This is a genomic window from Frankia sp. Allo2 (assembly GCF_000733325.1).
Lineage (GTDB): Bacteria > Actinomycetota > Actinomycetes > Frankiales > Frankiaceae > Frankia > Frankia casuarinae.
Window position 1 is genome coordinate 17,530 of record NZ_JPHT01000027.1, and the last position, 20,395, is coordinate 37,924.

At 69.0% G+C, this 20,395-nt stretch carries 17 protein-coding genes and 1 pseudogene; 8 read left to right on the top strand and 10 right to left on the bottom strand.

Features of this window, described 5'->3' with window-relative positions; genetic code table 11:
• Positions 1-274 precede the first annotated feature (274 nt).
• The 3 genes from ALLO2_RS16785 (at position 275) to ALLO2_RS16795 (ending at position 4,777) form a co-directional block, all read left to right on the top strand.
• Positions 275-1,852, top strand: coding sequence for a N,N-dimethylformamidase beta subunit family domain-containing protein (locus ALLO2_RS16785; protein WP_232235146.1), 1,578 nt, complete (start codon positions 275-277; stop codon positions 1,850-1,852).
• A 218-nt stretch (positions 1,853-2,070) separates the two neighbouring features.
• Entirely contained in the window at positions 2,071-2,661 is a 591-nt protein-coding gene (locus tag ALLO2_RS16790) for a hypothetical protein (RefSeq protein ID WP_232235147.1), read from the top strand.
• A gap of 187 nt (positions 2,662-2,848) precedes the next feature.
• Positions 2,849-4,777: a DUF2142 domain-containing protein gene (locus ALLO2_RS16795; RefSeq protein WP_232235148.1), complete on the top strand. Its 1,929-nt coding sequence runs from the start codon at positions 2,849-2,851 to the stop codon at positions 4,775-4,777.
• Between the two features lie 342 nt (positions 4,778-5,119).
• On the opposite strand, the gene ALLO2_RS16800 is transcribed toward ALLO2_RS16795, so the two are convergent.
• Together ALLO2_RS16800 and ALLO2_RS16805 are read right to left on the bottom strand one after the other, a co-directional pair.
• Complete coding sequence (locus ALLO2_RS16800) at positions 5,120-7,339, bottom strand: NADP-dependent isocitrate dehydrogenase (RefSeq protein WP_035733324.1); 2,220 nt, start codon at positions 7,337-7,339, stop codon at positions 5,120-5,122.
• A gap of 459 nt (positions 7,340-7,798) precedes the next feature.
• On the bottom strand, positions 7,799-8,215 hold the full coding sequence (locus tag ALLO2_RS16805; RefSeq protein WP_035733326.1) for a hypothetical protein: 417 nt from the start codon (positions 8,213-8,215) through the stop codon (positions 7,799-7,801).
• A gap of 336 nt (positions 8,216-8,551) precedes the next feature.
• Here ALLO2_RS16805 and ALLO2_RS16810 point away from each other — a divergent pair, with 336 nt between their 5' ends.
• Both ALLO2_RS16810 and ALLO2_RS16820 read left to right on the top strand, forming a co-directional pair.
• Positions 8,552-9,397 (top strand): isocitrate lyase/phosphoenolpyruvate mutase family protein, encoded by an 846-nt coding sequence (locus tag ALLO2_RS16810; RefSeq protein WP_011436617.1) that lies wholly within the window; start codon positions 8,552-8,554, stop codon positions 9,395-9,397.
• Positions 9,398-9,909: 512 nt separating this feature from the next.
• On the top strand, positions 9,910-11,169 hold the full coding sequence (locus ALLO2_RS16820; protein ID WP_035733329.1) for an epoxide hydrolase family protein: 1,260 nt from the start codon (positions 9,910-9,912) through the stop codon (positions 11,167-11,169).
• A gap of 187 nt (positions 11,170-11,356) precedes the next feature.
• Here the strand turns inward: ALLO2_RS16820 and ALLO2_RS16825 are convergent, their stop codons facing one another.
• From ALLO2_RS16825 to ALLO2_RS16850, 7 genes and pseudogenes are all read right to left on the bottom strand, one after another.
• Complete coding sequence (locus tag ALLO2_RS16825; protein WP_011436614.1) at positions 11,357-11,569, bottom strand: hypothetical protein; 213 nt, start codon at positions 11,567-11,569, stop codon at positions 11,357-11,359.
• Between the two features lie 168 nt (positions 11,570-11,737).
• Positions 11,738-13,054: a group II intron reverse transcriptase/maturase gene (gene ltrA / locus ALLO2_RS16830; RefSeq protein ID WP_232235149.1), complete on the bottom strand. Its 1,317-nt coding sequence runs from the start codon at positions 13,052-13,054 to the stop codon at positions 11,738-11,740.
• Between the two features lie 674 nt (positions 13,055-13,728).
• The gene (locus ALLO2_RS27830) at positions 13,729-13,851 is read right to left on the bottom strand and encodes a hypothetical protein (RefSeq protein WP_255361210.1); all 123 of its coding nucleotides are present in this window, start codon (positions 13,849-13,851) and stop codon (positions 13,729-13,731) included.
• A 31-nt stretch (positions 13,852-13,882) separates the two neighbouring features.
• Positions 13,883-15,357 (bottom strand): annotated as a pseudogene (locus tag ALLO2_RS16835) (ISKra4 family transposase).
• 143 nt (positions 15,358-15,500) lie between these two features.
• Positions 15,501-15,965, bottom strand: coding sequence for a transposase (locus ALLO2_RS24720; protein ID WP_083718609.1), 465 nt, complete (start codon positions 15,963-15,965; stop codon positions 15,501-15,503).
• 155 nt (positions 15,966-16,120) lie between these two features.
• Positions 16,121-16,462 carry a DUF86 domain-containing protein gene (locus tag ALLO2_RS16845; protein ID WP_011436609.1) on the bottom strand — a complete coding sequence of 114 codons (342 nt, stop codon included), beginning with the start codon at positions 16,460-16,462 and terminating at the stop codon, positions 16,121-16,123.
• A complete protein-coding gene (locus tag ALLO2_RS16850; RefSeq protein WP_035733361.1) occupies positions 16,452-16,763 on the bottom strand; it encodes a nucleotidyltransferase family protein in 312 nt (103 codons plus the stop codon). Before ALLO2_RS16850 ends, ALLO2_RS16845 begins: the two co-directional genes overlap by 11 nt.
• Positions 16,764-17,160: 397 nt before the next feature.
• On the opposite strand from ALLO2_RS16850, the gene pip reads away from it, so the two are divergent.
• The 3 genes from pip to ALLO2_RS28325 all read left to right on the top strand — a co-directional run bounded on the left by pip (position 17,161) and on the right by ALLO2_RS28325 (position 18,775).
• A complete protein-coding gene (pip, locus tag ALLO2_RS16855) occupies positions 17,161-18,126 on the top strand; it encodes a prolyl aminopeptidase (RefSeq protein ID WP_011436607.1) in 966 nt (321 codons plus the stop codon).
• 76 nt (positions 18,127-18,202) lie between these two features.
• Positions 18,203-18,403, top strand: a complete 201-nt coding sequence (locus ALLO2_RS16860) for a flavodoxin (protein ID WP_232235150.1) — start codon at positions 18,203-18,205, stop codon at positions 18,401-18,403.
• 138 nt (positions 18,404-18,541) lie between these two features.
• Positions 18,542-18,775 carry an Rpn family recombination-promoting nuclease/putative transposase gene (locus ALLO2_RS28325; protein ID WP_023842202.1) on the top strand — a complete coding sequence of 78 codons (234 nt, stop codon included), beginning with the start codon at positions 18,542-18,544 and terminating at the stop codon, positions 18,773-18,775.
• Here the strand turns inward: ALLO2_RS28325 and ALLO2_RS16865 are convergent.
• Positions 18,701-20,275, bottom strand: a complete 1,575-nt coding sequence (locus ALLO2_RS16865) for a sulfatase (protein WP_084588470.1) — start codon at positions 20,273-20,275, stop codon at positions 18,701-18,703. The genes ALLO2_RS28325 and ALLO2_RS16865 overlap by 75 nt on opposite strands.
• Between the last annotated feature and the right edge of the window lie 120 nt (positions 20,276-20,395).

A 20,395-nucleotide genomic window follows, 5' to 3' on the forward strand; every position in this document is an offset into this window, starting at 1 on the left:
GTCACAGCGCGCTGGGCGGGTCCCCCGGGCCTGCGGCTACGGTTGACCCGCCACATCCTCGCACTGAGCCATCAGGTCGATCGGATAGCGATCCGGCACGGGAGCGAGGTGAAGATCGGGTAGGGACGGGGGCGGCTTGCGATCGCAGATTGCGTCGGGACTGCGGGTTACGTGGTGGTCGCGGCAGGACAGGCGCCCGACCGGCGGCCGCATCGTCCCCTCCGGCATCGTCCGGTCGGGCATCGTCCGGTCGGGCGCCGTGCGATCCCGTCCCGTGTCACCCCGTGTCGCGTTGACGGCCGTCGCGCTGGTCGGCCTGATCGGGCTGGTCGGCACCGGTTGTGACGGCTCATCGCCCGCGGCGGGTAACCGGCCGTCGGCCGGTACCGACGCGTCGGGCGGGTCCGGGAGACCCACGGAGCCGGACACGCCCGCCGGGTTCGACGTCAAGGCCGAAAACGCCCGGCCCGGCGCCGACTGCGGGCTGGCCCGGCTCGGCGAGGGCCACGCGGTCGAGGGCTGGCTGGACCGGGTCGGCGTCGACCCCGGTCAGCCCGTACGGTTGTTCGCCTCCACCACGGCGAGCCGGCTCGCCGTCTCGGTGTTCCGGATCGGCTGGTACGGCGGCCACACCTGCCGGCTCATCACCCGGCGGGAGGAGCTGCCCGGCCGGGTCCAGCCGTCGGCGGCGATGAACGCGACGACGAACACCGTGTCGGCCGCGTCGTGGGCCCCGACCGTGACCTTCGACACGGCGACGTGGCCGCCGGGCGACTACCTGTTCCGCCTCGACAGCAGCAACGGATTCCAGTCGTACGTGCCGTTGACGGTGCGCAGCCCGTCCGCGCAGGGCAGGATCGTGATCCTCAACTCGGTCACCACCTGGCAGGCGTACAACGCCTGGGGAGGCTACAGCCTTTACCACGGGCTGCGGGGTTTCGCCGACCGCGCCCGCGTCGTCTCGTTCGACCGGCCCTACGGCTACGGCGACGGTGCCGCGGACTTCACCGGGAACGAGGCGCCCCTGGTGACGCTGGCAGAGCGGCTCGGCCTGCCGCTCGCCTATGCCACCGACATCGACCTGCATGCCGAGCCGCGGCTGTTCGACGGTGCCCGCGCGGTGATCTCGCTGGGGCACGACGAGTACTACTCGCCGCGGATGCGGGCGACGCTGACCGCCGCCCGGGACGCCGGGGCGAACATCGCCTTCCTCGGCGCCAACGCCGTATACCGCCGGATCCGGCTCGCGCCCACGCCCCATGGGCCCGACCGGCTGGAAACGGGCTACAAGGTCGCCAACGAGGACCCCCTGTACGGGCGGGACAACAGCCAGATCACCGCGAACTGGCCGTCGCCGCCGAACGCCGACCCGGAGAGCTCGCTCACCGGCGGCATGTACCAGTGCAACCCGGTGCACGCCGATCTGGTGGTGACCAACCCCGGTCACTGGCTGCTGGCCGGCACGGGGCTGGCGGCGGGCAGCCGGATCCCGGGCATGATCGGGTCCGAATATGATCGCGTCGATCCCAACCGGCCGACGCCACAGATGATCGAAGTGCTGGCCCACTCGCCGGTGGCCTGCCACGGTCAGGCCGACTACTCCGACGTCAGCTACTACACGGCGCCGTCCGGGGCCGGTGTCTTCGACGCCGGCACCAGCGCGTGGGTGTGCGCCCTGCTCGATGTCTGCGGGCCGGGCGCCCATGGGGAGCCGGTGCAGCGGTTCGTCACCCAGGTCACCACCACCCTGCTGCAGGCCTTCGCCGCGGGGCCGGCCGGGCGGGTCCACCCCGCGGCCCGGTCCGTCCCGGCCGAGGCCCGCAGCACGCCGGTCACCGGCAGCGAACGCTGACCCGAAACCCCGTTGTGCCGCCGTCTGCCTGCCTGCCCACCTGCCCGTCTGCCTGCCTGCCCGTCTGCCTGCCTGCCCACCTGCCCGTTTGCCCCATCCGCTCCGATCCAGGGCCTACTCGTCTAGAGTCACCCATCGCACGCGTAACGCCGTAGATCGTTCGCCGGACATCCGCGATGCCGGCGAACGCTGTCGAAAGTAGGTAGTGGATGTCTTCGATGATCGCCAGACCGGCGGGCCGCGCATCACGATGGGGAATCGTCCTGCTGGTGGCGCTGCTCCCGGCCGTGCTGCTCGGGGCGTGCAACTCCTCGAACGGCGGCTCCAAGACCGTGCAGGGCGCCACGGCATCCAGCTCGACGGGCACCGACGACGACTCCGAGTACAGCGGTGCCTGCCCGACGGGCGGCAACAGCAGGGCCTTCGCCAAGACGCGGTTCGCGGTGCACGCGGGCCTCGCGCTCGGGGCCTTCCACCGGTACATCTACAAGCCGGCGAAGAACGGCGGCTTCCGATCCGGAGCCCCGAAACGGAAACGTACCTACGCCAAGGCCGCGGTCGCCGGCGTGTTCACCGTCCACGAACTCAAGGTCGCCAAGAAGTTCGCCCTGGCCAACCCGTCACTGTGCAACGCGGTGCAGTCAATCAGCGACAAGTTCAACACCCTCACCGGGAAGTTGAAGAACGGCACCGCGACGGATGCCGACATCAACTCCGAGGAGAACCTCTTCACCGCTTTCCAGCAGACCGCCGGACAGGCCGGTTTCGGCTTCACGGAGAAGAACGTCACGGTGCCCGGCGCCGGCTGAGTTCCGCTCCGCCCCGCCGCCCCGCCGCCCCGCCGCCTCGCCGTTCCGCCCGGCGGGCCCTGGTGGCGACCCGCGGACGATCGGCCCGGTCCCGCCAATCCGCCAATCATGCAGTGGAGTTAGATAAGCGTGACAGGGTGCGATGGGGCGAGGGAACCATCGGACGTCGGGGCGCGACGGGGGAGTCATGGCCGGTGGACCGGAGTGCCGTTCGGCGACGGACCGTCCCGGCAGTGCCGCGCATCACCGGAGTGGCCGAAGTAGCTGGCCGGGCTGGCGGGGCCGGCCGGGCTGGCCGGGCCGGCGGGGCCGGCCGGGCTGGCCGGGCCGGCGGGGCCGGCTGCGGGGGACGGGCCACCGGGCCCCGGGTGCGTCCCGGCTGCCTCCCCGGCTTCTCGTCGCGGGGTTCCTCCTGCTCGTCGCGGCCTGGGTCGCCACCAACCCGCCGGGGTTCGGCCCCGACGAGCCCGCCCACTTCGTGAAGGCGGTCGGCGCGGGCACCGGACAATGGACGGGAACACCCGGCAGGCTGGCACATCCGTCGTTCGGCAACGGACCGGGCCGCGCCGAACGGATCGACTGGATCAATCGCAACAGCCGCGTCTTCGCCCTGCCCGCCGGGCTCAACCCTGGCGCGGCGGGGTTGCCCTGCGACCTCTTCCGCGACTGGGTGTCCGTCGCGTGCCTCGACCGTCCGCGCCCCCGGCCGCCGGCGACGCGGGCCCTCAGTTACGTGGGCACCTATGAGCCCTATCTCTACGCGGTCGAGGGTGCCGTGATGATCCACACGCACACGGCGGACGGCGCGCTCTACGCCGGGCGGGCGACCTCGGCTGCCATCGTGGTGANGCTGTTGACGATCATTATCTTCGCCTCCTGGGATTCCCGCGCCGGACTGCTCTCGGTCGGCGGCGTGCTGCTGGCGGTCTCGCCGATGGCGTTGTTCCTGGGTTCCGTCCTCGGCACGAACGGGATGGAGATCGCGGGCGCGACCGCGTTGTTCACCCTGGCGCTGCGACTCGGTCGACCGGGCGCGCCGCCGAGGTGGATCTGGCCCGCCCTCGGCCTCGTCGCCGCGCTGGTGGCGTTGTCCCGGCCGTCCGGTCCCCTGTGGGTGCTGCTCNCCCCGATGATCGCCGCCGGTCTCGCGGCCCCCCGCGCGCGGGCGCGGGCCGTCGATGCGGTACCCGCCGTCGAGCAGCCCCGGCCGGTCGAGCGGCCCCGGTCAACAGAAGGGACCCAGCCAACGGAGGGGCCCCGGCGGCACCGGCTGGTCGGGTGGCTCTCGGTTCCGTGGATCGCCCTCGCCGTGGCCGGGGTCGTCGCGACCGCGGTCTGGGAGAGGCGCGTGCAGCCACACCCGGGGATACGCCGTGAGCTCGCGGAGCAGGGGCTGCGGCAGCTGTCGTCCGACGCGCCCGCCTGGGCACGGCAGTGGGTCGGGGTGTTCGGCTGGGCGAGCCTGCGGATGCCCTCGTTCGCCTACTGGACGTGGGGCGCGTGCCTGCTGGTCCTGCTCGGTGCGGCGTTCGTCGTGGGAACCTGGCGGCAGCGGATCCGCCTCGGCGCGGTGCTGATCGGCGTGGTGGCGGTGGCGGTGGTGCTCGACGTGCTGGTCCTGCGGCAGACGCGCTTCCCGGTTTACGGGCGGTACCTGCTGCCGATCGCGGTGCTGGTACCCCTGGCGGCCGGGGAGATCCTGACCCGGCGGGCCGCGCGTATCCCCGCGACCCTGCGCCGGGCGGGGCCCGCCGTCGCCGTCATGGCGGTGGTCGCGGTGCATGCCGTCGGCCTGTGGACGGACTGGCAGCGCAGCGCCGTGGGCAGCTATGGACCGGCCTGGTTCCTGGGCTCGTCGCAGTGGAATCCTCCGGGTGGCTGGGTCCCCTGGATGGCCCTGGCGGGAGCCGGTGCCTGCTGCCTGCTCGCCGCCGCGGCGGCCGGGCTGTGGCGGCCGGGCCGCGGCGTTCGCCCGCATCGCCCGGCGGCGGGGACGCGTCAGATCAGGGCCCGGCCGGTCCGGGTCACGAGATGTCCAGGACCTTCAGCGGCGCCGGCAGGACCGCATCGGCGACCCGCCGCTCCGCCGGCGACAGGCCCGGCAACCGGGACCTGATCAACNCCAGCGCGTCGTCATCACCGACCAGCCCGAAACCCTGCTCAATATCACTGACTGGCCCGGAAAATCGCTCAACTACCCGGCTGACGCTAGGCGCCGCCCATGAACCTCAACAGACATGTTGATGACGGAATAACAATCCATATGCCGGTTCATCGTTGGAGCGAAGTTCCGCCGCGGCAGATGGAGGCCATTGCGCTACACGGAGTCACGGCATGGCCGCTGCCGACGACGGGAGGGCCCCGGGTCCGGGTCCGGACCCGGAGGCCGGGGCCCTCCTCTCATCGCGTTATCGCGTGGGATCCCCCTCCTTGGCGTGGGACCCTCGCTCGGGTCTCGTCAGCCGAGGCTGGCGATGGCCTCGTTGAAGATCTTCGACGGACGCATGACGGCCGCGGCCTTGACGGGGTCGGGCTGGTAGTACCCCCCGATGTCGGCAGGCGAGCCCTGGACCGCGATCAGTTCGTCGACGATCGCCTTCTCCTGGTCGGCGAGCGTCTTGGCGAGACCGGCGAACGCCTCCGCGAGACGGGGGTCGCCGATCTGCGCGGCCAGCTCCTGCGCCCAGTAGAGCGCCAGGTAGAAATGGCTGCCGCGGTTGTCGAGGCCACCCAGCCGGCGGCTGGGCGACTTGTCCTCGTTGAGGAAGGTGGNGGTCGCGCGGTCGAGGGTGTCGGCGAGCACCTGGGCACGCGCGTTGCCCGTCGTCCGCGCGAACTGCTCGAAGCTGGCCGCGAGCGCCAGGAACTCGCCCAGGCTGTCCCAGCGCAGGTAGTTCTCCCTGAGCAGCTGCTGGACGTGCTTGGGCGCGGAGCCGCCGGCGCCGGTCTCGAACAGGCCGCCACCGTTCATGAGCGGGACGATCGAGAGCATCTTGGCACTCGTGCCGAGCTCCAGGATCGGGAACAGGTCGGTCAGATAGTCACGCAGCACGTTGCCGGTGACTGAGATCGTGTTCTCGCCGCGGCGGATCCGCTCCAGTGAGAACGCGATCGCGTCGACCGGAGCCTTGATCTCGATCCGCAGCCCGGAGGTGTCGTGCCCGGGCAGATACGCCCGGACCTTCTCGATCAGCCTCGCGTCGTGGGCGCGGTTCTCGTCGAGCCAGAACACCGCCGGGTCACCGGTGGCGCGGGCGCGCGCGACGGCGAGCTTCACCCAGTCCCGGATCGGCGCGTCCTTGGTCTGGCAGGCGCGAAAGATGTCGCCGGCGGCGACCGCCTGCTCCAGCACCACGGTGCCGGCCTGGTCGACGATCCGCACCGTGCCCGTGGTGGGGATCTCGAAGGTCTTGTCGTGGCTGCCGTACTCCTCGGCCTTCTGCGCCATCAGGCCGACGTTGGCCACCGAGCCCATCGTCGCGGGGTCGTAGGCGCCGTGCGCCCGGCAGTCGTCGATGGCGACCTGGTAGATGCCGGCGTAGCTCGAGTCGGGCAGGACCGCCAGGGTGTCCGCCTCCCGGCCGTCCGGGCCCCACATGTGGCCGGAGGTACGGATCATGGCCGGCATGGAGGCGTCGACGATGACGTCGCTGGGCACGTGCAGGTTGGTGATGCCGCGGTCGGAGTCGACCATTGCCAGGGCGGGGCCCTCGGCGAGCTCCGCGGCGAAGGAGGCCTTGATCTGCGCGCCCTCGGGCAGCGATTCCAGGCCCTTGAGGATACCGCCGAGCCCGTCGTTCGGGGACAGGCCGGCCGCGGCGAGCGTCGCGCCGTGGGTGGCGAACGTCTTCGGGAAGAAGGCCCGTACCACGTGGCCGAAGATGATCGGGTCGGAGACCTTCATCATCGTGGCCTTCAGGTGCACCGAAAACAGCACGCCCTCGGCCTTGGCCCGGGCGATCTGCGCGGTGAGGAACTCGCGCAGCGCGGCCACCCGCAGGACGGCCGCGTCCACTACCTCGCCCGCCAGCACCGGCAGGGACGGGAGCAGGACGGTGGTGCTGCCGTCGTCACCCGCAAGCTCGATGCGCAGCGTGCCGGCCGCGGCGATGATCGTGGACTTCTCGGTGGAGCGGAAGTCGCCGGCGCCCATCGTGGCGACGTTCGTCTTCGAGTCGGGTGTCCACGCGCCCATCCGGTGCGGGTGGGTCCGGGCGTAGTTCTTCACCGAGGCCGGGGCGCGGCGGTCGGAGTTGCCCTCGCGCAGCACCGGGTTGACGGCGCTGCCCTTCACCTTGTCATAACGGGCGCGGATCTCCCGCTCCTCGTCGGTCTTCGGGTCGTCCGGGTAGTCCGGCAGCGCATAGCCCCGCTTCTGCAGCTCGACGATCGCCGCCTTCAGCTGCGGAATCGAAGCCGAGATGTTCGGCAGCTTGATGATGTTCGCCTCGGGCGTCCTGGCCAGCTCACCGAGCTCGGCGAGCGCGTCCTCGATGCGCTGGGCCTCCTCGAGATCCTCGGGGAAACTGGCGATGATCCGCCCCGCCAGGGAGATGTCGCGGCTGTCGACACTAACCCCGGCCGTCGCGGCGTACGCCTGGACCACGGGCAGGAACGAGTACGTCGCCAGGGCCGGAGCCTCGTCAGTGTGTGTATAGATGATGGTCGAGTCAGTCACCGATACTCCGCTTCGCGTCTGTTTCATCTGGGTATCAAGGTATGCCCTGAACGCCCGCTCCACCGGGGTCCTCGCCGGGCCGGGGCTGTCGGCAGCGGCACCCCACCGACCAGCATGATCGCCATATCGGGTCTCCTCGCGCGCGGGGCTCGGTGACGCTCCGGACAACCCGGGCACGCGGTCGCCGACCGGTTCCGGACGGCCCGGCTCGCCGTCCACGGGGCCAACCTAGGAGCCAACTTCGGGGCCAACTTCGGGGCCAACCTCTCCAAACGCAACGCGACCATCTCCTCCGGACTCGCCGCGGTGGGGGCCGATGTAGCTTATTTCTTCGGCGATCGCGGCTGCCACCTCCGGATCAGTCGCCGGCCACCGGGTGCGGGTGGGACGGCGCGGGCAGGTGTCGGGCAGGTGTCGCGCAGGTGTCAGGTCCGGGCAGATGTCGGATCCGGGCAGATGTCAGCTACTGCCACCCGCGGTGGCGGACACGACGCGGAGCAGGACGGTCAGGCGGTCCCAGGCGACGAGGGTGGCATCGTCACGCTCCTGGGTGGGCGGTGCCGCGGCGAGAAGCTGCACGGTTTTCACCGCCGCATACAGGTACAGCGGTCGGGGCCGCCAGGCGATCAGCTGCGGGTACGTCTCGTCCAGCGCCCGGTGGACGAGGTACCGGGCCGGGGCGTCAGGTCGATGCTGCCCGGAATCCAGCTGGTGGAGGATGGCGGCGGCAGCATCGACCTCGTCCGCGTCCGGTATCCAGGCGTAGGTCCGCAGGGCGGTCTCCGCTTCGTTGAGCGCCTCGCCCGCGGCTGCTATCGGGTCTCCGTCGCCGTGGGGCACGGGCGGCGGGGCCCAGTCATCGTCGTCGTCGGTCATAGAACCACCGTCCCTCACCGCGGGCGTCCCGGGCTGGCGACTGACGTCCTCCCCGCTCTGAAAGGTGGGCATCCCGACTCCTACGCACCCACCAAAGGGGGCGTGGTGGTGAGGTTCGCGGTTCGTCGGCACAGCCGATGCCATGCCTCCCCGCGCGTTCACCGCACGTCCTGCGGCAATATTCTGGGCGGCGCGTTGATGTCGGCGTTGCGCCGAAACCCGCAGGCGACACCTGCGAAGATGACGCTACCCGCGACGCATCACCGGCCGTCGACCAGCGCGTAGAACTCATCTATCCACGCCGGTGCCCCAACTGCCCCCAGGAAAGTTGATGTGATGGACGACAACACGACCGCGCAACATCGCAAAGCGGTGATATTCCGTGAGCTACACGAGCAGGCCAGTCCGTTTGTCATGGCAAATGCCTGGGACGCCGGAACCGCGCGCCTGCTGACGCAGGCCGGCTTTGTCGCCATCGGAACCACAAGTGCCGGGCTGGCCTTCAGCCACGGTGTGGCCGACGGCGCGAACCTGATCGACCGCACGCTGACTTTTGCCAACGTCCGTGCGATCGCCGCCGCAACCCCGCTACCGGTCTCCGCCGACCTCGAGAGCTGCTTCGCGCAGACACCCAGGGACGTCGAGAAGACCGTTCTGCTGGCCGCCGAGGCTGGAGCCGTCGGGGGGTCCATCGAGGACGCCACCGGAATACCGCAGGCGCCGATCCTGGCCTTGGATGACGCCGTCGCACGAGTCGGCCACGCGGTCGCCGCCGCGCGAAGCCTGCCCTTCCCCTTCGTCATCACGGCACGCGCCGAAAACTTTCTCTACGGCCACCCCGATCTCGAAGATACGATACGTCGCCTTCAGGCGTACGCGGCGGCCGGCGCCGATGTGCTTTACGCCCCGGGCCTGCTGGGCCCGGACTCCATCCGCGAGGTCTGTAAGCGGGTCCAGGGCCCGGTGAACGTCCTGGTGGGCCCGCCCCCGTTCCCGTCGGTGACCGAACTGGGCCTGCTCGGTGTCCGCCGCATCAGTTTCGGCTCCCTCCTGCCGCGTATCGCTCTCGCGGCCGTGCTGCGCGCGGCCCGGGAGATCCACGAAGAAGGTACGTTCTCATGCGCCGCCGAGGCGACACCCTATGCGCAGGCCAATCAGATGATGTCCTCGGAGGTGCGGTAGCGCGGGCAGAGGCGGCCGCTCTTCACGGCCGTACGGGTCCGGCGACAGGACCACCGGACCGTGCCGGCAGCACCACCGTCAGCGGTCCCCGGCCCATCGGCGGTCCGCTTCGTCCCATTCCTCGTTGCGCCTGTCCAACCCCTGCCGCCAGTTCTCGGCGTCCGAGGCACTGCCGTAGGGACCCAGGCGCCGATGACCGGGCGCATCCGGCGGGTTCTCCGCGCGTCCGTGGTCGAGACACCACCACCAGCCGGACGGGTTCCAGGCCGAACTGTCCACGGACCCGGACCCGGAACGGGAATGGGCCCGGCGGCGCGCCGCCATCCCTCGTAGCCATGTCCACATAGCCATCTCCTACCCGGGTCACGCCCGCCCGATCCCCACGCGGCGATGTCGTTCCGGCCGAGCCGGACTCACCCGATACGTCGACCGGCTCACCGGTTACGTCGACCGGCGGTAGGAAGACGATGATGCGAAGACGATGATGACGAGACGACAACAAGGAGACGACGATGAGCCACGAAACCACGCCGTCGCACGCCGTCGAGACCCGGCCGTTCCCACTGAAGCCGACGCCGATTCACGTGCCCGACGACGTGCTCGCCGACCTCCAGCGGCGCCTGGAGTTGACTCGCTGGCCGCTCGATGCGGGCAACGAGGACTGGTATTACGGCGTGAACCGCGCCTACCTGCAAGAACTTGTCGACTACTGGCGCACCGGCTACGACTGGCGCAAGTCCGAAGCCGCCATCAACGCCTACGAGCACTACCAGGTCGAGGTCGAAGGCGTGCCGGTGCACTTCATGCGCAAGGCCGGAGTCGGCCCCGATCCGACCCCCCTGATCCTCACCCATGGCTGGCCCTGGACGTTCTGGCACTGGTCCAGGGTCATCGATCCGCTGGCCGACCCCGGCGCGTACGGCGGCGATCCCACCGAAGCATTCGATGTGATCATCCCCTCGTTTCCCGGCTTCGGGTTCTCCGTACCGCTGCCGAACAACCCGGACCTGAACTTCTGGAAGGTCGCCGACCTCTGGCACACCCTCATGACTCAGACCCTCGGCTACGACAGGTACGCCGCCGCCGGCTGCGACGTCGGAGCCCTGGTTACCGGCCAGCTTGGGCACAAGTACGCCGACNAGCTGTACGCCATCCACATTGGCTCCGGCCTGAAGCTCACCCTGTTCAACGGCGACCGGGCCTGGGACCTCAGCGGCGGCCGGCCCATCCCCGANGGCCTTCCTGACGACATCCACGCCCAGATCGTCGCCGTGGAGAGGCGCTTCGCCGTCCACCTCGCCGCGCACGTGCTCGCCCCGAGCACGCTCGCCTACGGGCTGTCCGACTCCCCGGCCGGGATGCTCGCCTGGATACTCGAACGCTGGGTGAAGTGGAGCGACAACGGCGGCGACATCGAGACCGTCTTCACCAAAGACGACCTGCTCACCCATGCCATGATCTTCTGGGTGACCAACGCGATCGGTACCTCGATCCGCACCTACGCCAACAACAACCGCTACCCGTGGACCCCGTCCCACGACCGGCAGCCAGCCATCGAGGCGCCCACCGGCATCACCTTCGTCGGCTATGAAAACCCACCCGGCGTCAGTACCGACCAGCGGGTTCAGAACTTCCTCGACTCCGACCGCGCCGCCTGGTACAACCACGTCAACCTCAACGCCCACGACCACGGCGGCCACTTCATTCCCTGGGAAATCCCCGCTCAATGGGTCGACGACCTGCGGCGTACCTTCCGCGGCCGCCGCTACTGATCTTTAATTCGTGATGTCGCTGGATCATGGTGTTGTGGGTCATGATGGTCGCGGCCGATGCCGGGATCGTGGCCACCGACCCTTCGGCGCCGGCCGGCGAACCTGTAGGGCCCCACGCCAGACATCTTCCGGTCCTCATCCGCACCGCTCTGCCCGACCACGGCCGGATACCCGGGCCGGCCGGTCATCACGAGGCGAGCTGGCCCACGGTGATTCCGATGGCTTCGTAGGTGGCGGCGGCTCGCTGGTCGAGACTCATCAGAGTCGCCTGATGTTCGGCCGCGGTGAAGGCGATCAGGGCGTCGTAGGCCGGGCCGCCCAGGATAAGGAAAGGTCGGTTCGCTGGTTGGTGCGTACCGTCGGTGTCCAGGGAAGTCGGGTGATGCGATCGGTTTTGCACGGCCGGTGTAGGGTAGGCGACTGGCGCGGTGGCATCTCGCTTTAGGCGCGTGGTCCGGTACCTTTGTCCGCGCGGTTTCCCGCCCGTTTCTCATCCCGGCCGTCCATAGCATGCTCCGTCTCCAGCCGCCCCCCGTCAATCCGTGCATGTGGTTCTCCCACACACGGCTTACCGACGCCGTTCACCGCCGGCATTCGGTCTCTCCCGCCAGAGCTTTCCGGCCCTGGGAGTGACGACAATCCCAGACAGGCTGACCAGGCCGAGGTCCACCGGCCGGGAGCGTATCAGCACCCGCCAGCCGAAGCCCATGCTGCGCCGGTGTCTGGCCCGAACAAACCGAGCCAGCCGTACCTGCGCGAACCGCCTGATCATAGCAAGGCGCCGTGCCGAATATCCGTAGCGGAAATATCCGGCCCAGCCACGCAGGAACAGGTTCAGTTCCCGCACGACCGCCTCTGGCTTAAGCAGCAGCCTGGACCGTCCCGTAATCTCCCGAATCCGATCCCGAGCATGCTGCATGGCCCTGTCCGAGGGCCAGCGCGCAAGAAACGCCACCCTCCGTCTGCCCCGGTCACCCCGCGACAGCACCAGGCGGTGATGGAAGCCCAGGAACTCAAGACCATCCCCTCCCACCTGTAGGTGAACGATACGGGTCTTGGCTGCCTTGGTCTCCAGCCCCAGATCAGCGAGCAACCGGACCAGACAATCCATCGCCCGCACCGCCTGATCCTCCGACCAGCACATCACGACGATATCGTCCGCGAACCGGACCATCATCCCGTCCCCGTCGTCCCATTCCCGGTCAAGCCGGTTCAGGTAGACGTTACAGAGTAATGGGGACAGCGGCCCGCCCTGGGACATTCCGCTGACCGGCCTCCGGACCTCGCCGTCGCGCATCACGCCGGCACGCAGGACAGCACGCACCAACCTGAGCATCGCCTGGTCGCAGACCCGTTCCTCGATCGTCTGCATCAACCCTTCGAACGGGATCGCCGTAAAGCAATCAGCGATATCCGTCTCCACCACCCACCGACGGCCCTTCCCGCACGCATCCACCAGCACTTGCAGTGCGTCATGAGCCGAGCGCCGCGGGCGGAACCCGAACGAGCACCCGGCCATGTCCGCCTCGAAGACCGGCTCGAGCACGATCTTCACGGCGGTCTGCACCACACGGTCGCGGNCGGCAGGGATCGACAGCGGCCGGGACGCACCCTTGTCCCCCGGCTTGGGAATTTCTACCCGGCGCACAGGCAAAGGACGGTACCCCCCTTCCCGCAATTCGCCGCCCAGCTCGTCGAGAAGACGGGACACCCCGTACTCCTCGACCTGGGCAATGGTGGTCCGGTCAATGCCCGGCGCGCCCCTGTTGGCGCGCACCAGTGCCCACGCACGCTCCAGGACGTCCCCACGGTGGACCTTGTCCGAGAGCGCATGGAACCTCCGCCCGGGATCGGCCTTGGCCGCCCGGTACAGCGTGTGCTGCAAGACACGGACCGGATCCACTCGGGATCCCGAAGCGGCGGGAATAGCAGCAATGGCACTCACCNAGCCCCTCCTTCCAACTCCACGCGTCGACGAAGCAGCGGCCCTTCCCTCACCGCCGGTTATGTTGTCCGGCCGGCTCGAACGGTAATATGGCCGCCTCCGACGCCCACCCGGCCCGCCACCCACTTCCCGGGATCTCCGGTTATAGGGCACGGTTCTCCGGCAGCTTTCCGTAGACTGCCGGGCNGGGGAGGNCCNCCCCAGTNCCCACCGCCACTGTCAGCACGTTCCGCGCCCCATACGCCGGGGAGTTCCTCACGGCTGCAATTCCAGGATCTTCGCCGCTTCCGTGGCCTTCGCCCCGATAGTGAGAGGCTCGGCACTCCCTTTCCCACCCCGGAGGGCAGGATCCTCACGACGCCGCAGGCTTCGCTTTATGCTACGGACCGCGCTCTCGCTCCCCCTCTCACAGGGCCTTTGACGCTGGGCTTCGACCCCGCCCGTTTCCAGACGAAGCCGCCAGCCTGCTACCGGGCCTCCTGGCAGCTACCCGGACCGGACTTTCACCGGCAAGCGACGGTGAGCTTACGAACAGCAGGATCCACCGCTACCTCACGGCTTCACCTCCCGTCCCGCTGGGCGCACACTAAGGAGAACGAAAGTAGCTGGACCGGCTACCAGCGGATGTAGGCGAGGTGGGGGTCACCGAAGAAGCCGATGACAAGCGCAGAGTTCTCCTGGAGCCTGCGAAGTGCGGTGAGGGCGTTGGAGTAAAGATCCGAGACCGATGTAATCATTTTTGGGTGCAGTTCTTGTGAAGTGAGTTGATCAGGGCGGTATGCGGTTGTCGGCGTACTGGTTGCGGTGGTTGCGGTGCTGTTCCTGTGCGATGTGGTACTTCCAGTAGTCGTCGAAGTCGCCGTTGGTGACCAGGGCGCGGAGCAGGAGCACGGATTCGGCGCCGTCGAGTCCCCATCGGGCACCGGTGATGTCCATCCGGTCCTTGACGAGGTGGCGGCAGGCTCCCTCGATGACACNGGTCGCGATCGGCCAGCCGCCCACCAGGGCGGTGGCGTAGTCAAGCCAGGGTGCCTTGGCGTCGAGGTAGTCGGCGCAGGTGTCGGCGCCCTTGCGTTCGGCCTGGTTGTAGNCGTTGTAGGTGGCGCGGCGGCGGATGCCGGTGGCGACCTGGCCCGCCCGGCCTTCCAGTACCTTGCGGGCCTTGTCGGTGACCCAGGCCTCGGCGTCGGGGTCCCCGGTGGTGAAAAACGACCAGGCGGCCTTCCACAGGTATTCCAGGACGTGGATGAGATCGACGACGATGTGGACGACGACGCCGCGGTGGGCCGCCTCGGCGGTGACGGCGTCGAGCTGGGTGTTGTTGCCGTCGACGAGCACGATCCAGGTCCGGGCGTGGGTCGGGTCGCGCCGTTCGGCCTCGTCGAACCCGGCCGCCACCACCGTGGCGATGTCGTCGACGACCGAGGCCGTCACCCACTTTCCGGTGGCCTTCGGCCCGTCGGGCCCGGTCACCCCGGGCGGGGGCAGCACGTCAGCCGGGGTACGCACGACCGGGACGACGTCGTGGACCGCGGCCAACTCCGCCATCCGTTTCCGCCCGTTCTTCTCCCCGGGCGACAGCCGTGTCGCCAGCTTCCGCCCCGCGGCGGCCGCCTTCGCGGTGGCCGGGCGCAGCCCCTCCGGCCGCATCACCACACCTTTCCCGTCGAACTGCAACACCAACAGCAGCCCGTCGGGCACCGGCCCGCACACCGGGGCCGTGTAGAAACCGGCCACGTCGACCGCCACCGACCGGGCCAGCTCGACAAGCTGGCGCTTACCGACCCTCACCCCGGTCGCCCGGGCGACCGCGGCGACCGCGGCGTCGAACGACCCCCGCGCGGCCTCCANCGCCACCAGCCGGCGCAGCCCGTGCGAGTGCAGCCCCACCGGCAGGTTCAACNCCCCGTCCGCCGGGTGCAGGTTGGCCGCCCCGGCGCCCGATAGGCCAGCCTGCTCACCGCCNCCCGGCCGAACNCCGTCGACAGCGCCCGCCGATGCGCCTTCTCCACCCGGGTACGGACCACCCCGTCCACCCCCGCCGGCGGTTCGGCCAGCCGCACCTCCCGCGCCGACCGCAGATCAAGATGGTCCTGGAACAGCGACCGCAGCAGCTCCCGGCCCCGGCCCTCCAACCACNNNTCNNNNCCCTCATGGGTCAGGCCCGCGGTCTCCGCCCCCGCAAGCCCCGCCCGCAACGCCCCGTACAGCTCGTCCGACCCGGCGAACGCACCCGCCGACACCCTCTCCGAGCCAACCTCATACCCTGACACCCAGGCTCCTTGCTCACGTCACGTTCTGGCTTCGACACCCGCGAACGTAGTGGCAAGGAGCCCTTTCACGATCAACCCAAACCCAGGGAACCGAGATCATCCAGCCAACGATCTCACTCTGAAGGATCTACACCCATCATTTTTCGGCCGATCTGTGCGGTCTTCACGTTGTTCCAGACCCACTCGTCCGGGTTGGTGTCGGGGGCATAAGGCGAGAGAAAGAAAATCCGGAGCCTACCGTCTGTTCCTGCGACGAACCGACGGACAGCCTTCGAATCGTGGTAACTGACGTTGTCGACGATGAGGAAGACCTTTCCACCGTCGTCTTGGAGCAGCTTCCGGCAGAATTCTATGAAGACCTTGGAGTCGACGGACCCGCCCTGCTGGAGCATGAAATGAAGCTTTCCCTGGGCGCTGACCGCGGAGAGCATGAGAACCGATTTCCGGTCTCCCGTTCGGCTGATCACCGGGGTTTCACCGACGGGAGCCCCCAGGACGCCCTCGACACCGCCTGCACCATCCACCTCCCCGCCGAACCCAGCTGAATCACTGCACCCCCAAAGGACTTCCAGGCTCAACCACTTAGCGAGGGTGCTGCGACCAGAGGCTGGCGTAAGCCGGGGTGCTTGTACGGACACACAAAGTGAGTATCTGGGTCGCAGCTGACCCCAAGACCGGCCTCCGCAGCAGCGGCCGCTTCACCTGGCGGTGGGCCNACCTCGGTGCAGCCGGGTCAGTCTTCCGCCAGCATTCTGCGGACCACTTGTTCGAGCTCGGGGAGTTTCTCCTGGAGTACCTGCCAGACGAGGGCGTCGTCGACGGTGGCGTAGCCGTGGATGAGGATGTTCCGGAAAGCGACTATTCGAGGGAGCTCGGGGATCGCGGCGGCGAGGTCGGGGGCGACCTTGGAGAGTTGGTTGAGGGCCTCTCCGATGATCTCGAACTCGCGTTCGACGGCGGCGCGGAGCATCGCGTTCGCCTGATAGTCGGCGAAGGTCTGGCCGTGGGCAAAATCCCGGACGAGTTCGGCCGCGTTCGCGGCATCCCAGAGGTACTTGCGTGGGTCAGGCGGCATACAGGGGCTGCCTGGTGCGCATGACCTGGTCGCGGAAGTAGGGGTTGCGGATGGCGGTGACGCTGACTACGTCGACGGCGCGGCCCAGCAGGCGCTCGAGCCCCTCCTTGAGGGCGAAGTAGGTGCCGTAGTAGTCGAATCCGTCGCGGCCGGCGTCGAACTCGACGAGGACGTCGACGTCGCTGCTGTCGAGGTCAAACGCATCGCTGGTCGCGGAGCCGAAGAGGTCGAGGCGGCGGATGCCGAGCCGACGGCAGAGTCCCTGGATCTCCGCCCGCCTAGCCTCGATCAACGGATGCATGCCCACCTCCTCCGGGGACATTGTGCCCGACCCTACGCCGCACCGAGTGGACCCACGGCCTCGACCGGAAGCGGGGTCTGCCCGATTCGTACGGTATCGCGCCAGGCGACGAGAGCGATGGTTGAGGTCTGTGGGTCAGCCGGGAGCGTGTACCCTTCCGGTGATCGCGGTTCAGGTCCTCAAACAGGCCGACGTTGCCGCGTCAGTCGGGAAGGGTATGCCCGTGCTGACGGTAGTCGCAGCCGGTTGCGGAAGACGGTGACTCGGCGGCACCCTCGCCGATCGAAGATCGTGTGCGAGAGCGCGCGACGGATGCTGGNCGACGCGCTGGAGGCCGAGGCCGACGCGTACCTGGCGGAGTTGGCCGGCGAGCGCGATGCATCGGAGGGAGCATCAGATGGGGCAGCCGTACCGGCCTATCGAGCCATACGCGCACGGCTTCCTCGATGTAGGCGAGGACAACCAGATCTATTGGGAAACCAGCGGCAACCCAGACGGCAAGCCGGCGTTGTGGGTGCACGGAGGTCCCGGCAGCGGCGGGCGCCGCGGCAGCCGCAGGATGTTTGATCCGGACGTCTACCGGATCATCCTGTTCGACCAGCGTGGCTGCGGCCAGAGCCGACCGCACGCCAGCGACGCGACCGTCAGCCTGGAACACAACACCACCCGGCACCTGATCGCCGACATGGAGAGGCTCCGCGAACATCTCGGCATCGACCGGTGGCTCTTTTACGGCAGCTCATGGGGCTCGACGCTGATACTCGCCTACGCCGAGCGCTACCCTGAACGGGTCTCCGAGATCATCATCGTCGGAGTCACCATGACCCGGCCCGAAGAAATCGACTGGCTCTACCGCGGCGTCGGGCGCCTGCTGCCAGCCGCCTGGGAAGCGTTCCGCGACGCCGTGCCGAAGGACGACTGGGACGGCAGTCTCGTTGCTGCCTACAACCGGCTGTTGGGCAGCCCCGACGAGGCGATAAGAATCACCGCGGCGCGGGCCTGGTGCGCCTGGGAAGACGCCGTCATCGCGCACGAAGCGCTTGGGGCGCCAGGCCAGTACAGCAGCAAACCCGACGATGCGCTCGTGGCCTTCGTCCGCATCTGCACGCACTACTTTGCAAACAACGCCTGGCTGGAGGACGGGCAGTTGCTACGCGACGCTCACCGGCTGGCCGGGATTCCCTCGGTGTTGATCCACGGCCGACTTGACCTTGCCAGCCCGCTCAAGACCGCCTGGGATCTCGCCAAGGCATGGCCCGACGCGGAACTGAAGATCATCGACAATGCAGGCCACACGGGCAGCCCCGCGACCCAGAACGCCATCATCGAGGCGACCGAACGGTTCAGCACGAACGGACACTGACCCGAGGAGGTGGCCCGTGACGGTTCACCGACCCCTACCTTGGCGAGGGTGCTGCGACCAGATCTATTACCCGGTCTTGGAAGCGACTGTGGGTCGTCCGTACGCCCTTTACGTCCATGGGAACAGCGACACGACCGGCGCGGTCCGTGGCGTCGAGGCGATCGCGACCGGGCTGAAGTGGAAGCGCCTGCGCGAGCCCCTGTCGATCGTCGGTGAGGCGGATGCCGGGGCACGAGAGGCCTGCTCGGAGTTGGGGGCACGGTCGCCGCCAGCCTGATGCCGTAGCTGACCGGCCTGGTCGAGCGTTCCGTTTCAGCCGCGGGTGGTCGTGAGGAGCGACGGGGCAGTGGTCAGGGCCGGTGCTTGACTGTCGTGGTGGAGTGGGTGCTCCGGTGGGTATCGGTAGGGTGTTGTCATGTCGTGTTCGTCCCCGCCTCATGACGCGGTGTGCCGCCGGATCCTGGGGACGCCGTCGAACGCGGCGTCGCAGTTGCGTGCGGTGCTGCCGTCGGGCTTGCTGGCCAGGCTCGACTTCGCCCAGCCGGGACGAGATCCAGGTCGGGAGTGGCCGTTGTCATATCGGCAGACCGGCGGCGGCGCAGGCGGCCTGGGTGTGGCAGTTTCCGAGGCCGGCAAGGACCGTGTGTAGTTCGGCGCGCTGCGCCCCGGTGAGCGCGCCCGCGACGTTGTTGATCTCGTAGGGGTCTTTCGTGATGTCGTAGTACTCGATCTCGTGTTTGGAGTCGTTGTACTCCACGTAGACCGCTTCGACTGGCCCGTCGAAGTGCGCGAGGTGTGGCGCTGAGATCCGGATCGCCTCGTAGGTCGTCGGGTTGCTGCCGCCGGGTTCGTGGTCGGGGTCGGCGGGGTCGCTCGCCTGGCCGAAGTGTTCGACGAGCGCGATCGTGCGCCAGGATGGCGGCTCCGTCGCGGGGCGCAGCAGCGGGACGAGACTGCGCCCGTCAACGGGCCTGGCCGGGGTGGCGCCGGCGAGGTCGGTGAAGGTGGGGTAAAGGTCGACGTTCTGAGCGACCTGGGAGATCACCCGGCCGTGGGGGACGCCGGGCCCGGTGACGATCAGGGGCACGCGGATGTCGGTGTCGAAGGCGGTCTGCTTGCCTCTGACGAGGCGGTGCTGGCCGAGGTGGTAGCCGTTGTCGGAGCTGAAGACGAAGTAGGTGTTGTCGAGCAGGTGCTCGGCGGCGAGCGTCGCCTCCGTGTCGCCTACCAGTTTGTCGACGGACTCGACGGCCTGGGCACGCTCGCGGTAGGCCTGGTCCAGGTTCGTGAGCACTGACGGGGCGAGAGGGGCGCGTTGGCCGAGCCAGGCCGGTGCGTCGGTGTTGTTGGTGTTGAAGGACGGGTCGCGTGGCTCGGTCAGGCCGGGGAAGTCGTCCGCGTTGCGCGGCGCCGGTGTGTACGGCTGGTGGGGGGCGTAGGTAGCCACCTCCAGGGCGAACGGCTTCCCGGCCGAGCGTCGGATGAACGCCTGGGCGTCGGCGTTGAGCACGTCCACGCCGTAGTTGTCCTGGCCGGCGTAGTGGCGCACGACGCCGTTGTCGTTCTGGTCGAAGTTGAGCTCCGCGTAGCCGGTGGTGTTGCTGACGTGCCAGTCGGACCAGCCGCGCGGGACGGGTCCGGTGGTCGGGGTGATGGTGGGGTCGCCGTAGCCATTGAGGTACTTGCCGAGCATCGAGGTCTGGTATCCCGCCGCCTGCAGCGCGACGGCGAAGGTCCTGCCGGCGAGGCCCTCCTGTTGGAACTTCCCGTAGCCGCCGTCAGGGGACAGGTTGGTCTCGACCTTGGTGTCGTGAGGGAGGAGGCCGGTGAAGATCGACGACCGGGACGGGCAGCACAGCGAGTCGGTCACGAAGTAGTGGTCGAACGTCTCGCCCTGCCTTTCCAGGGCGGTGATGTGCGGCGCGATCTGGTCGGTGACCNGGTTCCAGGACAGGTCGTCCGTGAGGATGAAGACGATGTTCGGGCGGGCCGCGCTCGCCGTTGTGGCCGGCGCGGCCGAACCGCCGCAGGCGCCCGCCGCCAGCGCCAGCGAGGCCGTGGCCGTGGCCGTGGCCGCCACCAGCCGCCGCCGAGAGCGGGGACGGCGTCGGGAAGCGGAGTCGTGGTGCTCTCGTCGCCACAGTTTCATGATCGTTCTCCGTTCATGCTGGCGTCGACGGCGGTCAGCGGCGCGCTTGCGGCCCAGGCGGTCCCGTCGGCGGGATAGAAATTGGCGTCATAGCCGGCGAAGTAGATACGGCCGGCGTCG

Coding starts and splice junctions, on each gene's coding strand:
- ALLO2_RS16790 (WP_232235147.1), top strand. CDS start 2,071: ATGATCGCCAGACCGGCGGGCCGCGCATCACGATGGGGAATCGTCCTG.
- ALLO2_RS16805 (WP_035733326.1), bottom strand. CDS start 8,215: ATGACCGACGACGACGATGACTGGGCCCCGCCGCCCGTGCCCCACGGC.
- ALLO2_RS16810 (WP_011436617.1), top strand. CDS start 8,552: ATGGACGACAACACGACCGCGCAACATCGCAAAGCGGTGATATTCCGT.
- ALLO2_RS27830 (WP_255361210.1), bottom strand. CDS start 13,851: ATGATTACATCGGTCTCGGATCTTTACTCCAACGCCCTCACCGCACTT.
- ALLO2_RS16845 (WP_011436609.1), bottom strand. CDS start 16,462: ATGCCGCCTGACCCACGCAAGTACCTCTGGGATGCCGCGAACGCGGCC.
- ALLO2_RS16850 (WP_035733361.1), bottom strand. CDS start 16,763: ATGCATCCGTTGATCGAGGCTAGGCGGGCGGAGATCCAGGGACTCTGC.
- pip (WP_011436607.1), top strand. CDS start 17,161: ATGGGGCAGCCGTACCGGCCTATCGAGCCATACGCGCACGGCTTCCTC.
- ALLO2_RS28325 (WP_023842202.1), top strand. CDS start 18,542: ATGTCGTGTTCGTCCCCGCCTCATGACGCGGTGTGCCGCCGGATCCTG.